This window comes from Streptomyces sp. NPDC059743, assembly GCF_042732975.1.
Lineage (GTDB): Bacteria > Actinomycetota > Actinomycetes > Streptomycetales > Streptomycetaceae > Streptomyces.
This window is the reverse complement of sequence record NZ_JBHWGS010000024.1, coordinates 22,286-41,298: the sequence shown is the minus strand read 5'-3', so window position 1 is coordinate 41,298 and position 19,013 is coordinate 22,286. Positions and strand designations below refer to the sequence as shown.

General features: G+C 69.4%; 17 protein-coding genes. 11 read left to right on the top strand and 6 right to left on the bottom strand.

Annotation, left to right across the window (positions count from 1 at the left end):
- Positions 1-152: 152 nt before the first annotated feature.
- From ACFV6H_RS33520 to ACFV6H_RS33500, 5 genes are all read right to left on the bottom strand, one after another.
- Positions 153-1,022, bottom strand: coding sequence for a hypothetical protein (locus ACFV6H_RS33520; protein ID WP_385549981.1), 870 nt, complete (start codon positions 1,020-1,022; stop codon positions 153-155).
- A 176-nt stretch (positions 1,023-1,198) separates the two neighbouring features.
- Positions 1,199-2,176: an aldo/keto reductase gene (locus ACFV6H_RS33515; protein ID WP_385549978.1), complete on the bottom strand. Its 978-nt coding sequence runs from the start codon at positions 2,174-2,176 to the stop codon at positions 1,199-1,201.
- The gene (locus tag ACFV6H_RS33510) at positions 2,173-3,012 is read right to left on the bottom strand and encodes an amidohydrolase family protein (RefSeq protein WP_385549976.1); all 840 of its coding nucleotides are present in this window, start codon (positions 3,010-3,012) and stop codon (positions 2,173-2,175) included. Before ACFV6H_RS33510 ends, ACFV6H_RS33515 begins: the two co-directional genes overlap by 4 nt.
- Before the next feature lie 111 nt (positions 3,013-3,123).
- A complete protein-coding gene (locus ACFV6H_RS33505; RefSeq protein ID WP_384783477.1) occupies positions 3,124-3,447 on the bottom strand; it encodes an L-rhamnose mutarotase in 324 nt (107 codons plus the stop codon).
- Positions 3,448-3,450: 3 nt separating this feature from the next.
- Positions 3,451-4,236 (bottom strand): SDR family NAD(P)-dependent oxidoreductase, encoded by a 786-nt coding sequence (locus ACFV6H_RS33500; protein ID WP_385549972.1) that lies wholly within the window; start codon positions 4,234-4,236, stop codon positions 3,451-3,453.
- A 289-nt stretch (positions 4,237-4,525) separates the two neighbouring features.
- Between ACFV6H_RS33500 and ACFV6H_RS33495 the strand changes: the two genes are divergently transcribed.
- From ACFV6H_RS33495 to ACFV6H_RS33445, 11 genes are all read left to right on the top strand, one after another.
- Complete coding sequence (locus ACFV6H_RS33495) at positions 4,526-5,374, top strand: FadR/GntR family transcriptional regulator (RefSeq protein ID WP_385549969.1); 849 nt, start codon at positions 4,526-4,528, stop codon at positions 5,372-5,374.
- 430 nt (positions 5,375-5,804) lie between these two features.
- The gene (locus tag ACFV6H_RS33490; RefSeq protein WP_385550133.1) at positions 5,805-8,825 is read left to right on the top strand and encodes a discoidin domain-containing protein; all 3,021 of its coding nucleotides are present in this window, start codon (positions 5,805-5,807) and stop codon (positions 8,823-8,825) included.
- A gap of 96 nt (positions 8,826-8,921) precedes the next feature.
- Entirely contained in the window at positions 8,922-10,019 is a 1,098-nt protein-coding gene (locus ACFV6H_RS33485) for an enolase C-terminal domain-like protein (protein WP_384983991.1), read from the top strand.
- A gap of 133 nt (positions 10,020-10,152) precedes the next feature.
- Complete coding sequence (locus ACFV6H_RS33480) at positions 10,153-11,541, top strand: ABC transporter substrate-binding protein (RefSeq protein WP_384983988.1); 1,389 nt, start codon at positions 10,153-10,155, stop codon at positions 11,539-11,541.
- On the top strand, positions 11,538-12,470 hold the full coding sequence (locus ACFV6H_RS33475; RefSeq protein WP_093589402.1) for a carbohydrate ABC transporter permease: 933 nt from the start codon (positions 11,538-11,540) through the stop codon (positions 12,468-12,470). The genes ACFV6H_RS33480 and ACFV6H_RS33475 overlap by 4 nt, the downstream gene beginning before the upstream one ends.
- Complete coding sequence (locus tag ACFV6H_RS33470; RefSeq protein ID WP_385549964.1) at positions 12,467-13,387, top strand: carbohydrate ABC transporter permease; 921 nt, start codon at positions 12,467-12,469, stop codon at positions 13,385-13,387. The genes ACFV6H_RS33475 and ACFV6H_RS33470 overlap by 4 nt, the downstream gene beginning before the upstream one ends.
- A gap of 64 nt (positions 13,388-13,451) precedes the next feature.
- Positions 13,452-14,207, top strand: coding sequence for a (Fe-S)-binding protein (locus ACFV6H_RS33465; RefSeq protein WP_385550130.1), 756 nt, complete (start codon positions 13,452-13,454; stop codon positions 14,205-14,207).
- 45 nt (positions 14,208-14,252) lie between these two features.
- Positions 14,253-15,728, top strand: a complete 1,476-nt coding sequence (locus tag ACFV6H_RS33460) for a lactate utilization protein B (RefSeq protein WP_385549961.1) — start codon at positions 14,253-14,255, stop codon at positions 15,726-15,728.
- The gene (locus tag ACFV6H_RS33455) at positions 15,725-16,384 is read left to right on the top strand and encodes a lactate utilization protein C (RefSeq protein WP_385549958.1); all 660 of its coding nucleotides are present in this window, start codon (positions 15,725-15,727) and stop codon (positions 16,382-16,384) included. Before ACFV6H_RS33460 ends, ACFV6H_RS33455 begins: the two co-directional genes overlap by 4 nt.
- Positions 16,385-16,424: 40 nt before the next feature.
- Positions 16,425-17,372: an alpha/beta hydrolase fold domain-containing protein gene (locus ACFV6H_RS33450; protein ID WP_385549955.1), complete on the top strand. Its 948-nt coding sequence runs from the start codon at positions 16,425-16,427 to the stop codon at positions 17,370-17,372.
- A gap of 1 nt (position 17,373) precedes the next feature.
- The gene (locus tag ACFV6H_RS33445; protein WP_385549952.1) at positions 17,374-17,523 is read left to right on the top strand and encodes a hypothetical protein; all 150 of its coding nucleotides are present in this window, start codon (positions 17,374-17,376) and stop codon (positions 17,521-17,523) included.
- 83 nt (positions 17,524-17,606) lie between these two features.
- Here the strand turns inward: ACFV6H_RS33445 and ACFV6H_RS33440 are convergent, their stop codons facing one another.
- A complete protein-coding gene (locus ACFV6H_RS33440) occupies positions 17,607-19,001 on the bottom strand; it encodes an esterase/lipase family protein (protein ID WP_385549949.1) in 1,395 nt (464 codons plus the stop codon).
- Positions 19,002-19,013 lie beyond the last annotated feature (12 nt).

Below are 19,013 nucleotides of genomic sequence, written 5' to 3'. Positions count from 1 at the left end.
TCAAGAGCCTCTACGGCCGCCAAATCCTCGGGTGTCCACGTTTCCGCTTCCAGCCGGCCCGCCTCGTCCAAGCGCTCCAGAAGCGCCAGCCCAGCCCGCAGCCTCAATCGTTCGGTGGGGCCGCGGGATGGCTCCGGGGCGGGCGGTGGGGATCAGTCGGCGAAGCCGACGGACTTCACCGTCGTGAATCCGATGGCCGCGAGGTCGGGGACATCGCCCTCGACGGTCAGCGACTTGCCGGTGCAGTCCGGGCCGTCCCAGATCTTGGCGAAGCCGCTCATCTGGAGCGAGCCGGAGAAGCGGACGTTCTGGCACCCGGGCGCGGCGACGCCCTGGGCGGGATCGGCGAAGTTCGCACCGTCGAAGAAGGTGGCGCTCCTCGCGGGCGGGGACGTCGGATCGGCGCCCGCCGCAGGCTGGTCGCCGGTCCCGTCGGCGGCCTGGCCGGCCTTCCCTCCGTCGGGCCGGACGCCGAACCAAGTGCCGCCCACGCCCTGGCCGTTGGTGTCTCCGGCCTTGATGTCCTTGCTGAACAGATAGACCGGCCAGCCGCCGATCGTGACCTGGAACGCGCCGTCGCGCTCGATGAAGCCGATCGCCGACTTGTCCACACCGTCGATGAACACCCGCCCACCCGGAGCGACGAGGTACGGCGGCCAGGTCGTGGCGCAGTCACCGGTGCAGTTGGACACCGACGGGTCCGCGGTGTCCTTGTCGAACCGGTACAGGGTGAATCCGGCGCCGTTGATCACCACAGGATCCAGCGCCCCGGCCCTGCCCGCCGACAACTGCACCCACTTGCGGACCACCGGCTTCTTCGCCCTGGCCGCCGGCACGGGCGCGGCCTCGGCCGCCAGATCACCGGCGCTCATGTCCGCGTTGTTCTGCTTGGCGGTACCGGACAGGAACGAGAAGCCACTCGCGGCGGAATCGGCGGCGATGTCTTCGCCGTTGCAGGCGGATAGCAGCAGCACTCCCACTGCCGCGAGAGAGGCGAGCGCGGTGGCACGTGTACGGAACATGGAGAACAACCCCCGAAGAACGGTACGCACGCTCCGGCGACTCCGAAGCGTTCACACCACGAGCTACGGCCCTGCTCCCAGCCCTGTTCGACCCGTACCGTCCAAGGACACGACCGTGACAATGTCCCGGTCTTCCCAGGTGAACACGGGTCTGCACGCGGGTCTGAACGCGCGGCTCAGGCGGCCGAGTCGAGGGCCGACCAGGTGGTGGCGGGGAGGTCGTGGGCTGTCCAGTGGGCGGCTGAGGTGGCTTCTTGGGGGGTGCGGAAGCCGGCTACGACGGTGGGGACGGTGGGGGTGCGGAGTGGGAAGCGGAGGGCGGCGTGGGGGAGGGTGGTGTGGTGGGCGGTGCAGATGTCGGCAAGGTGGCGGGCTTGGCGGAGCAGGGCGGCGGGGGCCGGGCCGTAGTCGAAGGAGGCGTCGTCGGGTGGGTACGGGCGGCTGAGGAGGCCGGAGTTGAACGGGGCCGCCGCGACCACCGCGACACCGCGCTCCGCGCACGCGTCCAGCAGTGGGCGGGCCGTACGGTCGATCAAGGTCCAGCGGCCGGCCACCATCACGGCGTCCACGTCCGCCTCGGCGACGATCCGTAGCAGAGGCGCGACGGTGTTCATGCCGACGCCGACGGCGCCGATGACGCCCTGGTCGCGCAGGGCCGCCAGGGCGGGAAGTGCCTGGTCGAGGGCGGTGTCGAGATGGTCGTCGGGATCGTGGACGTAGACGATGTCCACGCGGTCCAGGCCCAGCCTGGTCAGGCTGCCCTCCAGGCTGCGCAGGACGCCGTCACGTGAGTAGTCGGGACGGCGGATCAGCGTGTCCGGTACGGCGAAGCCGCCTGCGGCCAGGTCGGATCCGGTGGGTGCGGGATGGGGTTCCAGCAGTCGGCCGACCTTGGTGGAGACGGTGAACTCCGACCGTGGCCGGTGGGCGAGTGCCGCGCCGAGCCGGCGTTCGGAGAGTCCGAGGCCGTAGTGCGGAGCGGTGTCGTAGTAGCGGACTCCGGCGTCCCAGGCGGCCTCGACCGTGGCCCGCGCCTGGTCGTCGCCGAGTGGCGCGTAGAGATTGCCGAGGGGAGCACCGCCGAATCCCAGGGCGCTGACACGGACATCCGTACGGCCGAGCCGGCGGTTACGGCCGAGCCTGCGGCCCGTCACGCGGCGATCCCGTACCAGCGCGCGGCCGTCGTGCCGAAGACCGCCTCGCGCTCGTCGGCGCCGAGCTGGTCCGTGAGCGTCTCGGCGACGGCCAGGACGTCGTCGTAATCGGCCGCGAGCAGACAGACCGGCCAGTCGGAGCCGTACATAAGGCGGTCAGGGCCCACCGTCGCGAGCAGTACGTCCGCGTATGGGCGCAGCGCGCGGGCGGGATCGGCGTTGGCGCCGGTCCTGGTGACCAGGCCGGACAGTTTCACGGCGGCATTGGGGCAGTCGGCGAGCTCGGTCAGCAGCGTGGTCCATGGCGCCAGGCCGTCCGCGCCGACGACCGGATTGCCCGCGTGGTCCAGGACGAAGCGGACGTCCGGCAGCTCGCGTACGGTCCGTACGGCGGCGGGCAGTTGGTCGGGCCGTACGAGCAGCTCGTACACAAGGCCCGCCGCACCGACCGCCTCGATACCGCGACGGACCTCGGGACGCGCCGTCCAGTCCGGATCGGTCTCGTCCTGGATGCCGTGCCGGATACCGACGAGTGCGGAGCCTCCGGGCCGTTCGCGCAGTTCCGCGAGGCGGTCGGCGACACCGGGATCGGTCAGGCTCGTCCAGCCGACGACCGCTCGGACGTGCGGGTCCTCGGCCGCCAGGGCGAGCAGTTCCGGTGTCTCCTCCGGTACGGCGATGGTCTGGACGACGACGGTGGCGTCGATGGCGTTCCGGTCGAGCGCGGGCCGCAGTTCGGCGGCGGTGAAGGTCCGGCGCAGGGCGGGCACGGCATGGGTCCACGGCTGGTCGCGCACTCCGAGGTCCCACAGATGGTGATGAGCGTCGATGCGCACCGTTCTTCGATCCTTCGGTCGGTCGGCAAGGCTTCGAGGTGGCAAGGCTTTGGGGCGATAGCGCTTCGGGGCGGTGAGGTGGAAGAGCCGCTCACAGCACCCGGCGCGGCCTCAGTCCAGGTGGAAGATCTCCTCTGCCGAGGCCCACCACTCCCCCTCGGCCACCCCGTCCAGCGGCTGCTGGCACGGATCGGTCAGCGCCCACCACTCCCGGGAGACCGGATCGGCGGCGATCGCCGCGGTGTCGGCGGCGTAGTCGGTCCCGGTGTATTCCAGATAGCTGAACAGCAGGCCGTCCCGCAGGAAGATCGAGTAGTTGCCGATGTTGGCCCGCTTGAGGGCCGCGAGCACGCCCGGCCACGCGGCGGCGTGCAGTGCGCGGTACTCCGGCTCCTTCTCGGGCCGCAGCCGGATCACGGCGGCGAAGCGCTGCACGGCTCAGCCCTCCGTCCGCGGTCGCAGCCGCAGTCCGTCCATGCCGCCGTCGACGGCCAGGGCGGCGCCCGTCGTGGAGGCGGCGGCCGGAGAGGCGAGATACGCGACGGCGGCGGCGATCTCGTCGGCGCCGACCAGTCGGCCGTGCGGCTGCCGGGCCGCGAGTGCCGCGTACTCGGCCGCCGGATCGTCGGCCCGGTCCAGCAGCCGGCTCACCCACGGTGTGTCGGCGGTGCCGGGATTGACGGCGTTGACGCGGATGCCCTCCGGCAGCAGATCGGCGGCCATCGCCCGGGTCAGCGACAGCACCGCGCCCTTGCTCGCCGAGTACAGCGCGCGCTGCGGCAGCCCGGCCGTCGCCGCGATCGAGCCGATGTTGACGATTGACGCGTGGGCGGAGGCGCGCAGCGCGGGCAGCGCGGCCCGGGTGACACGCACCAGCCCGAGGATGTTGATGTCGAGCACGCGGTGCCACTCGTCGTCGCCGTTGTCCTCGATACCGCCCTGGGCGCCGATCCCGGCGTTGTTGACCAGTACGTCCAGCCCGCCGAGGGCCGCGACGGCCTCCGCGACACCGGCCACGACCGAGGCGTCGTCGCCGATGTCGGCACGGACATGGACGGCGAATCCCTCGGCCGCGGCCTCGTCAGGCGCCTCCGCCCGGTCGAGTACGGCCACCCGCGCGCCCTCGGCGGCAAGCAGCCGGGCGGTGGCCAGGCCGATACCGGAAGCACCGCCGGTGACCAGGGCTCCGAGTCCGTCGAACGCGCCTATATGACGAGCACTCATGTCAGGCCTCCCCGAAGGTCCGCAGCCGCCGGCGGCTGCCCAGTTTCATCACGCGCTCCCCCACGGGTATGCGATCGATCTGCTTCATCCGACAGGCAGGACCTTAAGGATCTGATCCCTTGCACGCAATAGTTATGGCTGAGACATCCCTTTTGATGCGATAAGTACCAGATCAGAGGGCCGATGAACGAAGTTTCTCCCGGACTCTTCTCAATGCGTAACGTGGATGTCATAGTTACCCCCGCCGATGAACCTGATTAATCCAAACATGGAAAACGGGGGTTACACCATGGCAGCTCCATCCCAGCTCCCTGGCGGAGAGGATGACGACGCGTCGCGTCCGTACCGGCCCGGGTACGAGCTGGTCGCCGAGCAGCTCCTGAACTACATCGCCGAGCAGAATCTGCGCTCCGGCGACCGGCTGCCCACCGAACAGGGCCTGGCCCAGATCCTGGGCGCCTCCCGCAATGTCACCCGCGAGGCGGTGAAGGTCCTGGCCGCCATCGGCCGGCTGAGTGTGCGGCGCGGCGCGGGAATCTTCGTCGCCGACTCGGGCGGCGGGCTGGTGGACGACCATCTCTCGCACTTCCGGCCGACGAGCATGGAAGACGTCCTGATGCTCCTCGACTACCGGACGGTGATCGAGTCGGAGACGGCGCGCCGCGCCGCCGCCCTCGCCACACCGATCGAGGTCAGGACCGTACGGGAGTGTGCCGAGACCTCGCTGGTGGCGGCCAGGGCGGCCGACGGCTACGGCTTCGCCAAGGCCGACTCGGCGTTCCACGACGCGGTGGGCGCCGCCGCGCACAACGTGTTTCTCCGATCGAGCGTCGCCGGTGTGCGGCGCCTGGCGTCACAGTCCGATGTGCTGCTCTTCCACGGTGACGCTCCCGGGTCGCTGGAGGTCGCCGCACGACAGCATCTCGCCATAGCCGAGGCGGTCGCCGCGGGGGAGGCCGATCTCGCCGGTGAGCTGATGGTGGAGCACATCGCCACCACACAGAGCCAGTTCGAACGGAAGATCCGCGACCGGCTGTTCAACCTGGACGGCCGATCCGCGACCGGCACCCCTGGGGCGCCTCCGAGGAGCACCGGCTCCGGGGACGAGCCCCTGTCCCCGGAGACGTCCGCCTCGTAAACCGGCAGCCACCACGCCGAACCAGCACCACACCTCCTCACCCAGCACCCACACCAGCAACACACCACCACGGCTCGCGGACCGAGCCGCCCAACGCCGGGGGGACCCGGAGGACGACCGGGTCTCCCCACTGTCACTTCCTTCAGGCGATTGGATTTCCGTGTCTGTACCGTCTGCTCGCAGGAGCGCCTTCATACCGCTCCGAAGAACACTGATAGCCGCCCTCTCCCTCGCCGCCGCCGCTGCGCCCTTGGTCGCCGCACCGGCCCAGGCATCCCCGCGCGCGTCGGGCCTGGACGTCTATGTCTCGCCGTCCGGCCGGGACTCCGGCTCCGGCACCGCCGCGCATCCGTTCAAGACGCTGGAACACGCGCGGGACCATGTACGCGAGGCCAAGAAAAAGGTCCGCGGCGATGTCCACGTACGGCTGATGTCCGGTACGTACCAGCTCAGCCGTACCTTCAGCCTCACCGCCCAGGACTCCGGCAAGGACGGCCAGCGGATCGTTTACGAGGCCGCGCCCGGCGCGCAGCCGGTGATCAGCGGCGGCAAGCGGATCACCGGCTGGACTCCGGCCGACGCGTCCGGGAAGGTCTACAAGGCGTCCGTCGGCGATCTCGACACCCGTCAGCTCTATGTGAACGGCGAGCTCCAGACCCGGGCGCGCGGCGAGAAGAACCCGCCCGGCTTCAACAAGACCTCGACCGGCTACACCTTCACCGACACCAGCCTCAGCGGGTACAAGAACCCCAAGGACCTGGAAGTCGTCAGTGGCTGGGGCTGGAAGCTGATGCGCTGCCCCGTGGAGTCGATCTCCGGCAACGCGATGACCATGCGGCAGCCGTGCTGGCGCAACGCCCACCTCCAGCAGGGCCAGGAGATCCAGAACCCGACCTGGCTGGAGAACGCCCGCGAACTGCTGGACTCGCCCGGTGAGTGGTACCTCGACAAGGCCAAGGGCGAGGTCTACTACATGCCGAAGGACGGTCAGGACCTGTCCGCCGCCACCGTCACGGTGCCGCTCGTACAGGACCTGGTCGATCTGAACGGCACCACGGCCAAGCCGGTCACCGACATCTCCTTCGAGGGCATCACCTTCTCCTACTCCACCTGGCTCGCCCCCAGTTCGTCCGAGGGCCTCATCGAGGGCCAGGCCGGCTTCCGGATGGTCGGTGAGAACAACCCCGACTTCGACTCCACCCGGCTGCACTGGCTGAAGACCCCCGGCGCCGTCAACGTGAGCCACGGCCACGACATCGGCTTCCGGGGCAACACCTTCACCCACCTCGGCGCGGTCGGTCTCAACCTGAACACCGGCACCCAGGGCACCGACATCACGGGCAACGTCTTCCGCCAGATCGCCGCCACCGGCATCCAGGTCGGCGGCACCGACATCGTGGACCACCATCCCGACGACCCGCGGGACATCACCAAGAACACCACGATCGCCAACAACCTGGTCACCAAGGTCGCCGACCAGTACAACGGCTCGGTGGGCATCCTGGTCAGCTACACCGACAACACGGTGATCAGCCACAACAAGGTCTACGACCTGCCCTACAGCGGTATCTCCGTCGGCTGGGGCTGGGGCCTCACCGACAAGGGCGGGGACACCAACTACCCCGGCAACTCCGGCGTACCGGTCTGGGACACCGACACCACCAGCCGGAACAGCAGGATCACCGACAACGAGATCTTCGACTTCATGAAGTCGCAGGCCGACGGCGGCGGCATCTACACCCTCAGCACCAACCCCGGCGGCGTCGTCTCCGGCAACTACATCCACGGCGTTCCCTCGCCGGCCTACGGTGCCATCTACCACGACGAGGGCAGCCGGTACTGGCAGAACACCGGCAACGCCCTGTGCGACGTGTCGTACCAGTGGATGCTGATGAACCACGGCCTGGACATCACCGCCACGGGCAACTTCACCACCCAGCCCGCGTTCACCACCCAGGCCAACAGCATCGGCAACAACGTGAGCGGCAACATCACCGTCGGCTCCTGCGACCAGCTCCCGGCCTCGATCGTGACCAATGCCGGTCTCCAGCCGGCCTACCGGCACCTCGACCCGGGTCCCGACGTCACCGACCGGACCGCCCCGAGCGCCCCCGGTACCCCCGCCGCGGTCACCGACTTCCCGACCGTCGCGGACCTCACCTGGGCGGCGTCCACCGACGCCAAGGGCGTCACGGGCTACTCCGTCTACCGCGACGGCAAGCTCGTCAACGCCACCGGTACGAACTCGGTGCGTATCCCGGGCCTGACGGCGGGCACGACGTACACCTTCCGGATCACCGCACGCGACGCGGCGGGCAACGAGTCCCGGCCGAGCCGTGAGGTGAAGGTCACCACGCCCACCGGCGGCGACCTGGCGCTGAAGAAGCCCGTCACCTACTCCTCGTACTCGGAGGAGAACACGCCCGAGAAGGCCGTGGACGGCGATCTCTCCACCCGCTGGGCCCAGGGCCTCGGACTGCCCGACCCGTCCTGGATCCAGGTGGACCTCGGCGCCCAGTACGACGTGAACGGCGCGATCACCACCTTCGAGAAGAGCAGCGGCTACAAGTACCGCGTCGAGGTGTCGTCGGACGAGATCAACTGGAAGACGCTGGAGGACCACACCGCCGCGGACACCTCGGCGATGACCAACTACTTCCACACCGCCTCACCGGTCGCCGGCCGCTTCGTACGGCTGACGGTCACCGGTTCGCGCGGCAACGGCGGCAGCATCTTCGACTTCCAGGTCTACGGCACGCCCAGGGCGCCCAGTTCGGACCGTACGCCTCCCACGGCGCCCGGACAGCCGAGCGTCACACCGCTGCTGCCCGGCCTGGCGGACCTCGACTGGCCCGCCGCGACCGATGACACCGGCGTGACCGGCTATGTCGTCTACCAGGACGGCAAGCGGATCGCCGTCACCGACGCCACGACGCTACGGGTCTCCGGGCTGACTCCGGAGACGAAGTACTCCTTCACCGTCGTGGCCCGCGACGCCGTGCTGAACACTTCCCAGCCCAGTGCGGCGGCCGTCGTCACCATGCCCGCCGACAACGATCTGGCGCTGCGCAAGCCCGTCACCGCCTCGTCGTACTCGGAGGACAACACACCCGAGAAGGCGGTCGACGGCGATCTCTCCACCCGCTGGGCCCAGGGCCTCGGACTGCCCGACCCATCCTGGATCCAGGTGGATCTGGGCAGGGACACCGAGGTCTCCAGCGTGGTGACCACCTTCGAGAAGTCCAGCGGCTACCAGTACCGGCTGGAGTACTCGACCGACGGGAGCGCGTGGTCCACGTTCGAGGACCACACCTCCGCGAACACCGTCTCGGCGGCCAACTACTCGATCGCCGACCAGCCCGTCACCGCCCGCTATCTGCGGCTGACCGTCACCGGCTCCAGCTGGAACGGCGGCAGCATCTACGGGCTCCAGGTGTACGGCGAGTTCTGATCCGTACGGCGAGTCCTGACCCGTAACCCGTACGCCCGCCCAGGGCCGTACAGGCCCCCACCGGGCCGGCACGCTCACACAGAAACGAAAGCCAGGATGAAGATCACCCATGTCGAAGTACACCGGATCGACGTTCCGGCGGCCAGTCCGCCCTTCCGCTGGAGGGACGGGCTGAGCGGAAGCGCTCCGGTGGGCGACGGCGCGGTGCTGCGCATCGGCACCGACGAGGGAGCCGAGGGGGTGGCTCTCTTCGCCCGGCCGGGAGCCTTCACCACCCTGCGGAGCCTGGTTGATCTGGTCTTCCGTGACGAACTGGTCGGAGCCGATCCGTTCCAGCGGGAGTGGCTGTGGCACCGGGTGTGGGAGCTGGACCGTATCCATGAACTCCCGCTCCCCACCCTGGGCCTGATCGACACCGCCCTGTGGGACCTGGCCGGCCGCTACCACGGCCAGCCGGTCTGGCGCCTGCTCGGCGGCTTCCGGGAGTCGATTCCCGCCTACGCCTCCACCTCGACGTTCTCCAGCGTCGCGGAGTTCCTCGATGTGGCGGACCAGTGCCTCGAACTGGGGTACAGGGGCATCAAACTGCACGCCTGGGGCGATGCCCGCAGGGACGCCGAGCTGTGCCTGGCGCTGCGCGAGCATGTCGGTCCCTCGGTGCCGCTGATGTACGACGGGTCGGCGGGCTTCGACCTGCCCGACGCGATCCGGCTCGGGCGCGCGCTGTCCGAGGCGGACTACCTCTGGTACGAGGAGCCGATGCGGGAGTTCAGCATCTCCGCGTACCAGCGGCTGGCGGCGGCCGTGGACGTACCGCTGCTGGTCGCCGAGACCTCCGACGGAGCGCACATGAACTCCGCGGACTTCATCCGGGCCGGCGCCGCCACCTTCGGCGTACGGGCCGGCACCACTCTCCGGGGCGGGATCACCGGTGCCATGCGCACCGCGCATCTCGCCGACGCCTACCGGCTCCGTGCCGAGGTGCACGGTTCGGACATCCCGAACCACCACCTGTGCATGGCCATCTCCAACACCACCTACTACGAGTCCCTGGTGACCGCGGCGAAGGTCGTCCGCGAGCGCCATGTGGACGCTCAGGGCCTGGTCCACGCCCCCACGGGGCCCGGCATAGCCCTCCCGCTCGACTTCGGCTACGGAAGTGAACTCCAGCGCTTCGTCGAGCAGCCGCGCTGACCGGGCGGCGGCCGGGCGGCGACCGTCCGCCCGGCCACCGCACCCGGCGCCCCCATCCGGCGCGTTCCCTGTCCCACGCGTGAACAAGCGCGAGCGGAAAACACGCACAAGTACGTACAAGAAAGGCAAGACGATGAGGTCTTCCGGATCTCCGAGAGCCGGCCGGCGCCGTACCGCGATACGCACCGCCGCCGCAGCGCTCTCGCTGGCCACCGCGGCCGTGCTGGCGGGCTGTGCCAGCGCCGACACCTCCACCGAACCGTCCTCCTCCTCGGGGACGGAGTTCAAGCCGGCCGCGCAGAAGGACGGTTCCAAGATCACGGTGTGGGCCGACTCCACCCGGCTGCCGTCGGTGCAGGCGTACCAGAAGTCGCACCCGGACGTGCAGATGGAGATCGTCACCTACGACGGCGGCGCCGACGGCTCCACCTATCTCCAGTCGAAGGTGCAGCTCTTCGACCGGACCGGCAGCGGCTGGCCGGACGTGGTGTTCGGCTCGCCCACCGATATGACCTGGGCGTCCGAGCCCACCAAGCCCGGCGCGCAGCCCTTCGCCGCGCCGCTGGACGACAAGCTCGTGCCCAAGAGCACACTGGACGGCTTCGCCAAGGGCTCCCTCGCGCCCTGCCAGTTCAACGGCCACACCTACTGCGTGCGCAACGACATCGCGCAGGTGGTCCTCTGGTACAACAAGTCGCTCATGGACAAGTGGGGCTACGAGGTGCCCACCACCTGGGAGCAGTACGAGGCCCTGGGCAAGCGGATCGCCAAGGAGCACCCGGGCTATCTGGTCGGCTCGGTCGGCGACACCAACTCCCACGAGTCGTACTTCTGGTCCGGTCAGTGCCCGGCGTTCAATCTGGTGAAGCCGGACACACTGCGCAGCGATCTGAAGGACGAGAAGTGTGTCCGGATGGCGACGCTGCTGGACGGGCTGATCTCCGCGAAGGCCGTGACCACCAAGGGTTTCTTCAGCCAGGGCTTCGCGAAGGACAGCGGCGGCAAGGTGGCGATGGCGTACGGCCCGTCCTGGTACGGCCAGTACCTGTTCAAGACCGCCTTCAAGACACCGGCCAAGCAGATCGCCGTGGCATCGCCGCTGACCTGGGAAGGTGAGACCACGGCGAGCACCGGCAATGTCGGCGGCGGAGTGTGGATGGTGTCCTCGCACAGCGCCAACCTCAAGGCGTCGACGGATCTGGCCACCTGGCTGACCACCTCCGACGAGAACCAGGCGTCCGCGCCCACCTACCCGGCCTACACCAAGGCCGCGCAGGCGTGGCTGGCCAATCCGGTCAACAGCGACTACTTCGCCAATGATGTGAGCAAGCCGTTCCAGGAGGCCGCGGACGAGGTGTGGACCGGCTGGTCGAACACCAAGTTCTCGGACGCCACCGCCTGGTCCAGCGTCGTCCTGCCCGCCCTGACCTCGGGCAAGAGCCTGGTCGCGACTCTGCCGGCCTGGCAGGAGGAGATCAGCAACCAGGCGAAGGCCGAGGGATATCAGGTGGTCGACGAATGACACTGCTGGAGACCGAGCGCGTCGCCGTCTCCGCCCTCCGCCGCGGCACCGTGCCGCGGCGGAGGGGCCCCGGCCTCGCGGGCTACCTCTTCGTCGCGGGCTATGCGGTGCTGCTGCTCGCTTTCGGTGTCTTTCCGACCGGCTACTCGTTCTATCTGGCGCTCACCAACGACCAGGGCCAGTTCACCGGGCTCAACCAGTTCGTGAAGGTCGCCCAGGACTACCGTTTCGTCCCGGCCTTCACCCATATGCTGATCTATCTGGTCATGTGGCTGGTCGTGCTCGTCGTGCTCGTCGTACTCGTCGCGGTGGTCCTGCGCAGCCGCGTGCGGCCGGGCACCTCGGCGCTCTTCCGCTTCCTGTACTACATTCCCGGCGCGCTCGCCGGCGTCGCCAGCGTCCTGGTCTGGCTGTTCATGCTGGATCCGGACGTCAGTCCGGTGTCCTGGCTGCTCAACAGCATGGGAATGCACAGCTTCGCGGCCGTGCTCGCGCCCGGCAATCTGCCGCTGATCCTGATGCTGATCGCCTTCTGGACCGGCGCGGGCGGCTGGATGGTCGTGATGTACGGAGCGCTGAACAACATCCCGGACGAGGTGCTGGAAGCCGCGCGGATGGACGGCGCGGGGCCCTGGCGTACCGCCTGGCACATCCAGATCCCGATGATCCGGCAGTGGATCGTCTATATGACAATCATGGCCTTCGCCACCGGCACCCAGCTCTTCGTCGAGCCGCAGCTCCTCCAGACCGCGAGCCTCGGCCGGGTGAGTCCCAGCTGGTCGCCGAACCAGCTCGCGTACGTCTACGCCTTCCAGCAGGGCGACTTCAACGGCTCCGCCGCCATCTCCGTCTTCCTGCTGGCTCTCGGGCTGATCGCCGCGGGTCTGCTGGTCGCCCGGTCGAACCTGTTCACGTTGGACGAGAAATGACACAACTGCCTCTGTCCCATCCCGTAGCGGCTGCCGGCCGGCGCTTCCGGCCCTCCCGGGCCGTCTCCTTCCTGATCGTGGGCCTGCTGCTGGCCGTGCTGCTGGTGTTCTTCGTACTGCCGGTGGTCTGGCTGCTGCTCGCGCCGTCGAAGACCGCGGGCCAGGTGGTGCACGACAATCCGCTGTCCTTCGGCTCGTTCGCGCAGATCGGCACCGCCTGGCAGCATCTGTTCGGCTTCCAGGACGGCGCGATGGCCACCTGGCTGCGCAACTCGGCGGTCTACTCCGGTGGTTCGCTCATCCTGACGCTGGCCGTCAGTGTGCCCGCCGGATACGCGCTGGCGCTGACGAAGTTCCGTGGCCGCAAGACACTGCTGACCATCACCCTGGTCACGATGATCATGCCGCAGGCCACGCTGGTGCTGCCGGTCTTCCTGGAGCTCAACCGCTTCCATCTGATCGGCACCGTCTGGTCGGTGATCCTGCCCTTCTCCTTCTATCCGTTCGGCGTGTACCTGGTCTATATCTACTTCGGCAGCAGCCTGCCCAGGGATCTGCTGTCGGCCGCGCGGATCGACGGCTGTACGGAGTGGCAGCTCTTCTCCCGTATCGCGCTGCCGCTGGCGAAGCCGGTGGTCGGGCTGGTCGCGTTCTTCAGCTTCGTGGGCAACTGGAACAACTTCTTCCTGCCGTATCTCGTGCTGCCGAGCAGCGACCAGTTCCCGGTCCAGGTGGGTCTGAACCAGCTGCTGACCTCGACTCCGGCGTTCAATCCGGTGGCCGGTGCCGGACTGAACATCACCATTCCGGAGCTGTCCCTGGCGATTCTCGTCGCGATCCTGCCCGTTCTGGTGCTCTTCCTGTTCTCACAGCGCACGCTGGTGTCCGGGATGCTCTCCGGAGCGACCAAGGAATGACCGCGGAATGGCCCGAGGAACAGCCCGAGGAACGGCCCGAGGAACGGCCCGAGGAATGACCGCCATGCGCGTCGCCCTGTTTCCCACCTGCGTCAACGACGCCGTCCATCCGGCCACGGCGATCGCCACCGTCACCGTCCTCGAACGGCTCGGCGTCCAGGTGGACTTCCCGTACGAGCAGACCTGCTGCGGCCAGCCGCAGTACAACACCGGCTACCGCCGGGAGACCGAGCCGCTGGTGCGCCGGATGGCCGAGGCCTTCGACGGATACGAGTATGTGGTGGCGCCGTCGGGCTCCTGTGTGGCCATGGTCCGTGACAACTATCCACGGCTCGGAGCGCGCGCCGCCGCCGAGGGACGCGGCAACGGCCTTGCCGAGCAGGCGAGTTCGCTGGCCGGCCGGGTCCACGAGTTCACCGAGTTCCTGGTCGATGTGATGGGCGTGACCGATGTCGGCGCGTACTTCCCGTACACCGTCACCTACCACGCGTCCTGCCATGGACTGCGGACGCTGGGCCTGGGCGACCGGCCACGGCGGCTGCTGGAGGCGGTCGAGGGCCTGGAGCTGATCGAACTTCCCGGTGTGGAGGAGTGCTGCGGCTTCGGCGGCACCTTCGCGATCAAGAATCCCGATGTCTCGGCGGCCATGGGCGCCGACAAGATCCGTAACGCCGAGTCCACCGGCGCGCGCGTGCTCTGCGGCGCGGACAACTCCTGTCTGCTGCATCTGAACGGGATGCTGCGCAGACAGGGCAGCGATCTGCGCCCGCTGCACCTCGCCGACATACTCGCCTCCACCCGGACGGAACCGCTGCGATGACCGGAGCCCTGCGATGAGAAGCCCTGCGATGACCGGAACCTTGCGATGACCGGCACCTATCTGGGCATGCCCGCCTTTCCGCGCGCGGCGGCCGAGGCCACCCGCGACACCCGGCTCCGGGCGAATCTGACGCGGGCCACCGGCACCATCCGCGCCAAGCGCGCGCAGGCCGTCGCCGAGCTGGACGACTGGGCCGAGCTGCGCGCCGCGGGAGCGGCGATCAAGGACCGTACGCTGCGCCATCTCGACCACTATCTGGAGCAGTTGGAGACGGCGGTCACCCGGGCCGGCGGTGTGGTGCACTGGGCGGCCGACGCCGCCGAGGCCAACCGGATCGTCGCCGAGCTGGTAAGAGCCACCGGTGAGACCGAGGTCGTGAAGGTCAAGTCCATGGCCACCCAGGAGATCGGTCTCAACGAGGCGCTGGCCGCCGAGGGCATCACCGCCTACGAGACCGATCTCGCCGAGCTGATCGTGCAGTTGGGCGAGGACCGTCCTTCCCACATCCTGGTCCCGGCGATCCACAAGAACCGCGCCGAGATCCGTGACATCTTCCGCGAGACGATGGGCAGATGGGGACGCCCGGCGCCCGAGGGACTGACCGACGAGCCCGCCGAGCTGGCGGAGGCGGCGCGGCTGCATCTGCGGGAGAAGTTCCTGACCGCCAAAGTGGCCGTCTCCGGCGGGAACTTCATGGTCGCGGAGACGGGCACGCTGGTGGTCGTGGAGTCCGAGGGCAACGGCCGGATGTGTCTGACGCTGCCCGAGACGCTGATCTCCGTGGTGGGCATCGAGAAGGTCGTGCCCACCTGGCGCGATCTGGAGGTCTTCCTCCAGACCTTGCCGCGCTCCTCCACCGCCGAGCGGATGAATCCGTACACCTCGATGTGGACCGGCACCACCGACGGCGACGGGCCCGGCGCGTTCCACCTGGTCCTGCTCGACAACGGCCGTACGGACACGCTGGCCGACACCGTCGGGCGCCAGGCGCTGCGCTGTATCCGCTGCTCGGCGTGTCTCAATGTCTGCCCGGTGTACGAGCGGGCCGGCGGCCATGCGTACGGCTCGCCCTACCCAGGTCCCATCGGCGCCATCCTCACTCCGCAACTCCGGGGCACCGGCACCGCACTGGACGCGTCCCTGCCGTACGCCTCCTCGCTGTGCGGCGCCTGTTACGAGGTCTGCCCGGTGGCCATCGACATCCCCGAGGTCCTGGTCCATCTACGGGAACGGGTGGCGGAACAGGGCGGCGCGGGCCATCGGCTGGAGAAGGCGGCCATGCGCGCTGCGGGCTGGATCCTCGACCGTCCCGCCGTACTCGCGGCGGCCGAGCGCACCGCGTCGCGCACCAGACGGCTGCATCCCAGGCGGCTGCCGGGGCCGGGCGCCGGTGCGTGGAGCGAGTCCCGGGATCTGCCGCGTATGCCGGCCGAGCCGTTCCGGGACTGGTGGCGTGCGAACCGTACGGACGATCGTGCGGACACCCGTACGAATGGTCGTATCGATGAGGAGCGGTCATGAGCAGCCGGAAGGTAGTGTTCGGCCGTATCCGGGCCGCCCTGAGCGATGTCCCGGGCGAGGAGCGGCCGGAGGATGTGCCGGTCAACCGCGACTACCGGACCGCGGACGCCCATGCTGCCCATGCTCCGGACGATCCGGGTGCGCTGCTGGATCTGCTCCAGGACCGGCTCACCGAATACCGCGCCACCGTGCACCGCTGCCGGCCCGCCGAACTGCCCGCGACGGTGGCCGCGGTGCTGGCCCGGCGCGGCGCGCGTACGGTGATCGTCCCCGAGGGACTGCCGGCGGAGTGGCTCACCGAGACGGCGGTCGGCCGCCTCACCGACTCGCCGCCGCTGAGCCCTCGGGCCTGCGAGGAGGCGGACAGTGTGGTGACCGGCTGCGCGCTGGCCGTCGCCGAGACGGGCACGATCGTGCTGGACGGCGGACCGGGCCAGGGCCGCCGCGCGCTGAGCCTGGTCCCGGACCATCACCTGTGCGTGGTACGCGCGCCGGAACAACTCGTCGCGTCGGTGCCGGACGCTGTGGCAAGGCTCGTACCGACGCGTCCGCTGACCTGGATCTCGGGCCCTTCGGCGACCAGCGACATCGAACTGGAACGGGTGGAGGGCGTGCACGGCCCGAGGAGGCTGGACGTAGTACTGGTCGAGCCCTGAGCCTTGACAATCTCCTCATCCATCGAGACCTGGAGCAGCCGTGGAATCCGAAACTGGTCCGATCACCTGGCCGCCGCCCGAGCTGGCCGTCGCGCCGGTACAACTGCCGCCGACCGCGCCCGCCGTCGGCGAGGACGGTGTGCGCCGGTACGACGGGCTGAGCTACGCCACCAACTCCGGTTACCGGCCGCGTCTGCTCGATCTGTCCGTGCCCGCGGGAGCCGAAGCGGGAGCCGAACCGCCCGCCGTGGTGGTGTGGATCCATGGCGGCGCCTGGATGGAGGGCGACCGGCGCTATCCGCCACCGACCGTGAGCGCGGATCTTCTCTTCGGCTCGCTGCTGCGGGCCGGACTGGCCGTCGCCACCATCGACTACCGCCATGCCCGCGAAGCGCCCTTCCCGGCCCAGCTCCACGACGTCAAGGCGGCCATCCGCTATCTGCGCCACTACGCCGGGACGCTCGGGATCGACGGGACGCGGATCGGCCTCTGGGGCGAGTCGGCCGGCGGTCATCTGGCCGCGCTGGCAGGGCTGACCGGCACGGCCGATCCCGAGCTCGAAGGAACGGAAGGGATCGCGGAGGGCGACACGACGGTCGCGGCCGTCGTGGACTGGTACGGAGTCGCCGATGTGGCGGCGCTGCTGACGGAGTGGTCCTCCGAGCCCGACAATCCGCTCACGACCTTCCTGGGCACCGACCCGACCGCCCGACCGCGCCTCGCGGCAACGGCCGGCCCGGTCACCTACGCACACACCTCGGCGCCGCCCTTCCTCCTGATCCACGGCACCGACGACACCGTCGTCCCATTCGCCCACAGCGAGCGCCTGGCCGACCTCCTCCAGGCCGCCGGCAACCACGCGGAACTCGTCCCCGTACCGGGCGCCGAACACATCTTCCTCAACGCCGACATCGCTCCTCTGGTCACCCGCAGCGTCGCCTTCCTGACCTACCATCTGCACCGATCGCGGCAACAAGGAGTTCGTTGAAATGCTCATCCAGCGCCAACTGGAGCGGGAACGGCTGCGCGAACTGATCGAGAACGCCGAAGCCGAGCACGGACCGGTCGACCAGGCAGCGGTCGGGGCCAAACGCGCCCTGCTGCGCGGTGACGCGGCCGGCTCGGCGGACACCGCGTGAGCGGCACGCTCGTCATCGTCCCGCCGACCGAAGCCGTCGCCCGCGACACGAGCAAACTCCTCGCTTCGGTCGGCCTTCAGTCTTCAGTCCAGGACGACGAGAGTCTCCCGCTGAAGAGGAGCTGTGGGCACCCGAGGAGCCTCGACCTCGACTAGCCAGATGCCCGGCGGTGGCGAGAACGCGCCACGGTAGGTGCCTTCGCCGTCCGGGAGCAGGCGGCGGCGCTCCAGGATCTCGCCCGTCGCGGGTGACATCAGACGGCCTTCCAGGAGCAGCCCGGTCTCCTCCGACACGGCCGTCACCTCCACCGGTTCGCCCGCACCGACGGCCTCCGGTACGTCGACGCCGAAGCCGACGCCCAGTGACTGGTAGGGACGGTGTTCCAACGCGTCGTAACGGTCGTGCAGTTGGCGGTGGAGCAGCGCGTCGTTGGGCAGCGCCGTATGCCCGAGCCTGAACCAGTCGACGCGCGCGCCGCTCTCCCACTCCGGCGGTGTCGCCGACGCGCAGGCGACGGTGCCGTCGCCCAGCCAGCGGCGGTCGCCCTCGAAGCGGTCGGCGTACTGAACGGTGTCCGCCGACAGACTCAGCCGTACCGCCGTCGGCTCACCGCGCCCGCCGACCGGGAAGAGCTGATACGCCTCGCTCCGGCCGGCCGCCCGGTCGGCCTCGGCGTTCTTGCGGGTGTGCTCGTCCAGCTCGCCGCGGAAGGCGAACGCCTCGCGCACCATGGCGGAGTCCAGATCCGGTACGGAGACCGCGTCGAGCCGTGTGCCGTCCGGATGGTCCGACACACACTGGTACGTGGGCAGCAGCTGGTGCACCGACGGCATGCTGCGCGCGGCCGTGACCAGTCGTGCGCGCAGGCGCTCGGGCACTTTCAGCAGCTTTCCTCGCGGAGAGGTGCCGGTCAGGGCTTGTACGGCCTTGACCGCACCGGCATAGGGCGTGCCCAGCGTCACCACCGAGCGGGCCACCTCGCGTCCGCCGAGCACCTCCAGGTAGTACCGCGTGACCAGTCCGCCCATGGAGTGGCAGACGAAGACGACCTTCGGCTCCTCGGGATCGCCGAGGGCCCTGCGCCGCTCCCGCCAGCGTCCCAGCTCCCGTTCCACGAAGATCTGGAGCCTGCGCGCGGAGTACCGGTTCGAGAGCCGCCAGTCGTACGGGAAGACCGCGACCCGGCCTTCGAGCAGCCCGTCCAGATGCGCGGCGAGCTTCTTGTACGCGATGTGCGGCATCAGGCCGGGCCAGATGCGCGGCTCCCGCAGCAGATCGGCGGGCACCAGGGCGGACGGGCCTTCGGGCGCCTCGTGCCCGGCTCCTGGCGGCAGCGTCAACTGCTCGAAGTAGCTCTCCATGCCGAACAGGACACGGCCGGCGACTCCGGGCGCCAGATTCCATACGTCCCTCCCGTCCTGTCCGCGCAACACGCTGCCCAGCACACCGGGTACGAAGACCACCAGGTCGTGCGCCATGTCCGCTCGCTC

What these genes read in the sequence shown, in the direction of transcription:
- ACFV6H_RS33520 (WP_385549981.1), bottom strand. Translation starts at nt 1,022, where the DNA reads ATGTTCCGTACACGTGCCACCGCGCTCGCCTCTCTCGCGGCAGTGGGA.
- ACFV6H_RS33500 (WP_385549972.1), bottom strand. Translation starts at nt 4,236, where the DNA reads ATGAGTGCTCGTCATATAGGCGCGTTCGACGGACTCGGAGCCCTGGTC.
- ACFV6H_RS33495 (WP_385549969.1), top strand. Translation starts at nt 4,526, where the DNA reads ATGGCAGCTCCATCCCAGCTCCCTGGCGGAGAGGATGACGACGCGTCG.
- ACFV6H_RS33490 (WP_385550133.1), top strand. Translation starts at nt 5,805, where the DNA reads ATGTCCGGTACGTACCAGCTCAGCCGTACCTTCAGCCTCACCGCCCAG.
- ACFV6H_RS33485 (WP_384983991.1), top strand. Translation starts at nt 8,922, where the DNA reads ATGAAGATCACCCATGTCGAAGTACACCGGATCGACGTTCCGGCGGCC.
- ACFV6H_RS33480 (WP_384983988.1), top strand. Translation starts at nt 10,153, where the DNA reads ATGAGGTCTTCCGGATCTCCGAGAGCCGGCCGGCGCCGTACCGCGATA.
- ACFV6H_RS33475 (WP_093589402.1), top strand. Translation starts at nt 11,538, where the DNA reads ATGACACTGCTGGAGACCGAGCGCGTCGCCGTCTCCGCCCTCCGCCGC.
- ACFV6H_RS33470 (WP_385549964.1), top strand. Translation starts at nt 12,467, where the DNA reads ATGACACAACTGCCTCTGTCCCATCCCGTAGCGGCTGCCGGCCGGCGC.
- ACFV6H_RS33465 (WP_385550130.1), top strand. Translation starts at nt 13,452, where the DNA reads ATGCGCGTCGCCCTGTTTCCCACCTGCGTCAACGACGCCGTCCATCCG.
- ACFV6H_RS33460 (WP_385549961.1), top strand. Translation starts at nt 14,253, where the DNA reads ATGACCGGCACCTATCTGGGCATGCCCGCCTTTCCGCGCGCGGCGGCC.
- ACFV6H_RS33455 (WP_385549958.1), top strand. Translation starts at nt 15,725, where the DNA reads ATGAGCAGCCGGAAGGTAGTGTTCGGCCGTATCCGGGCCGCCCTGAGC.
- ACFV6H_RS33445 (WP_385549952.1), top strand. Translation starts at nt 17,374, where the DNA reads ATGCTCATCCAGCGCCAACTGGAGCGGGAACGGCTGCGCGAACTGATC.
- ACFV6H_RS33440 (WP_385549949.1), bottom strand. Translation starts at nt 19,001, where the DNA reads ATGGCGCACGACCTGGTGGTCTTCGTACCCGGTGTGCTGGGCAGCGTG.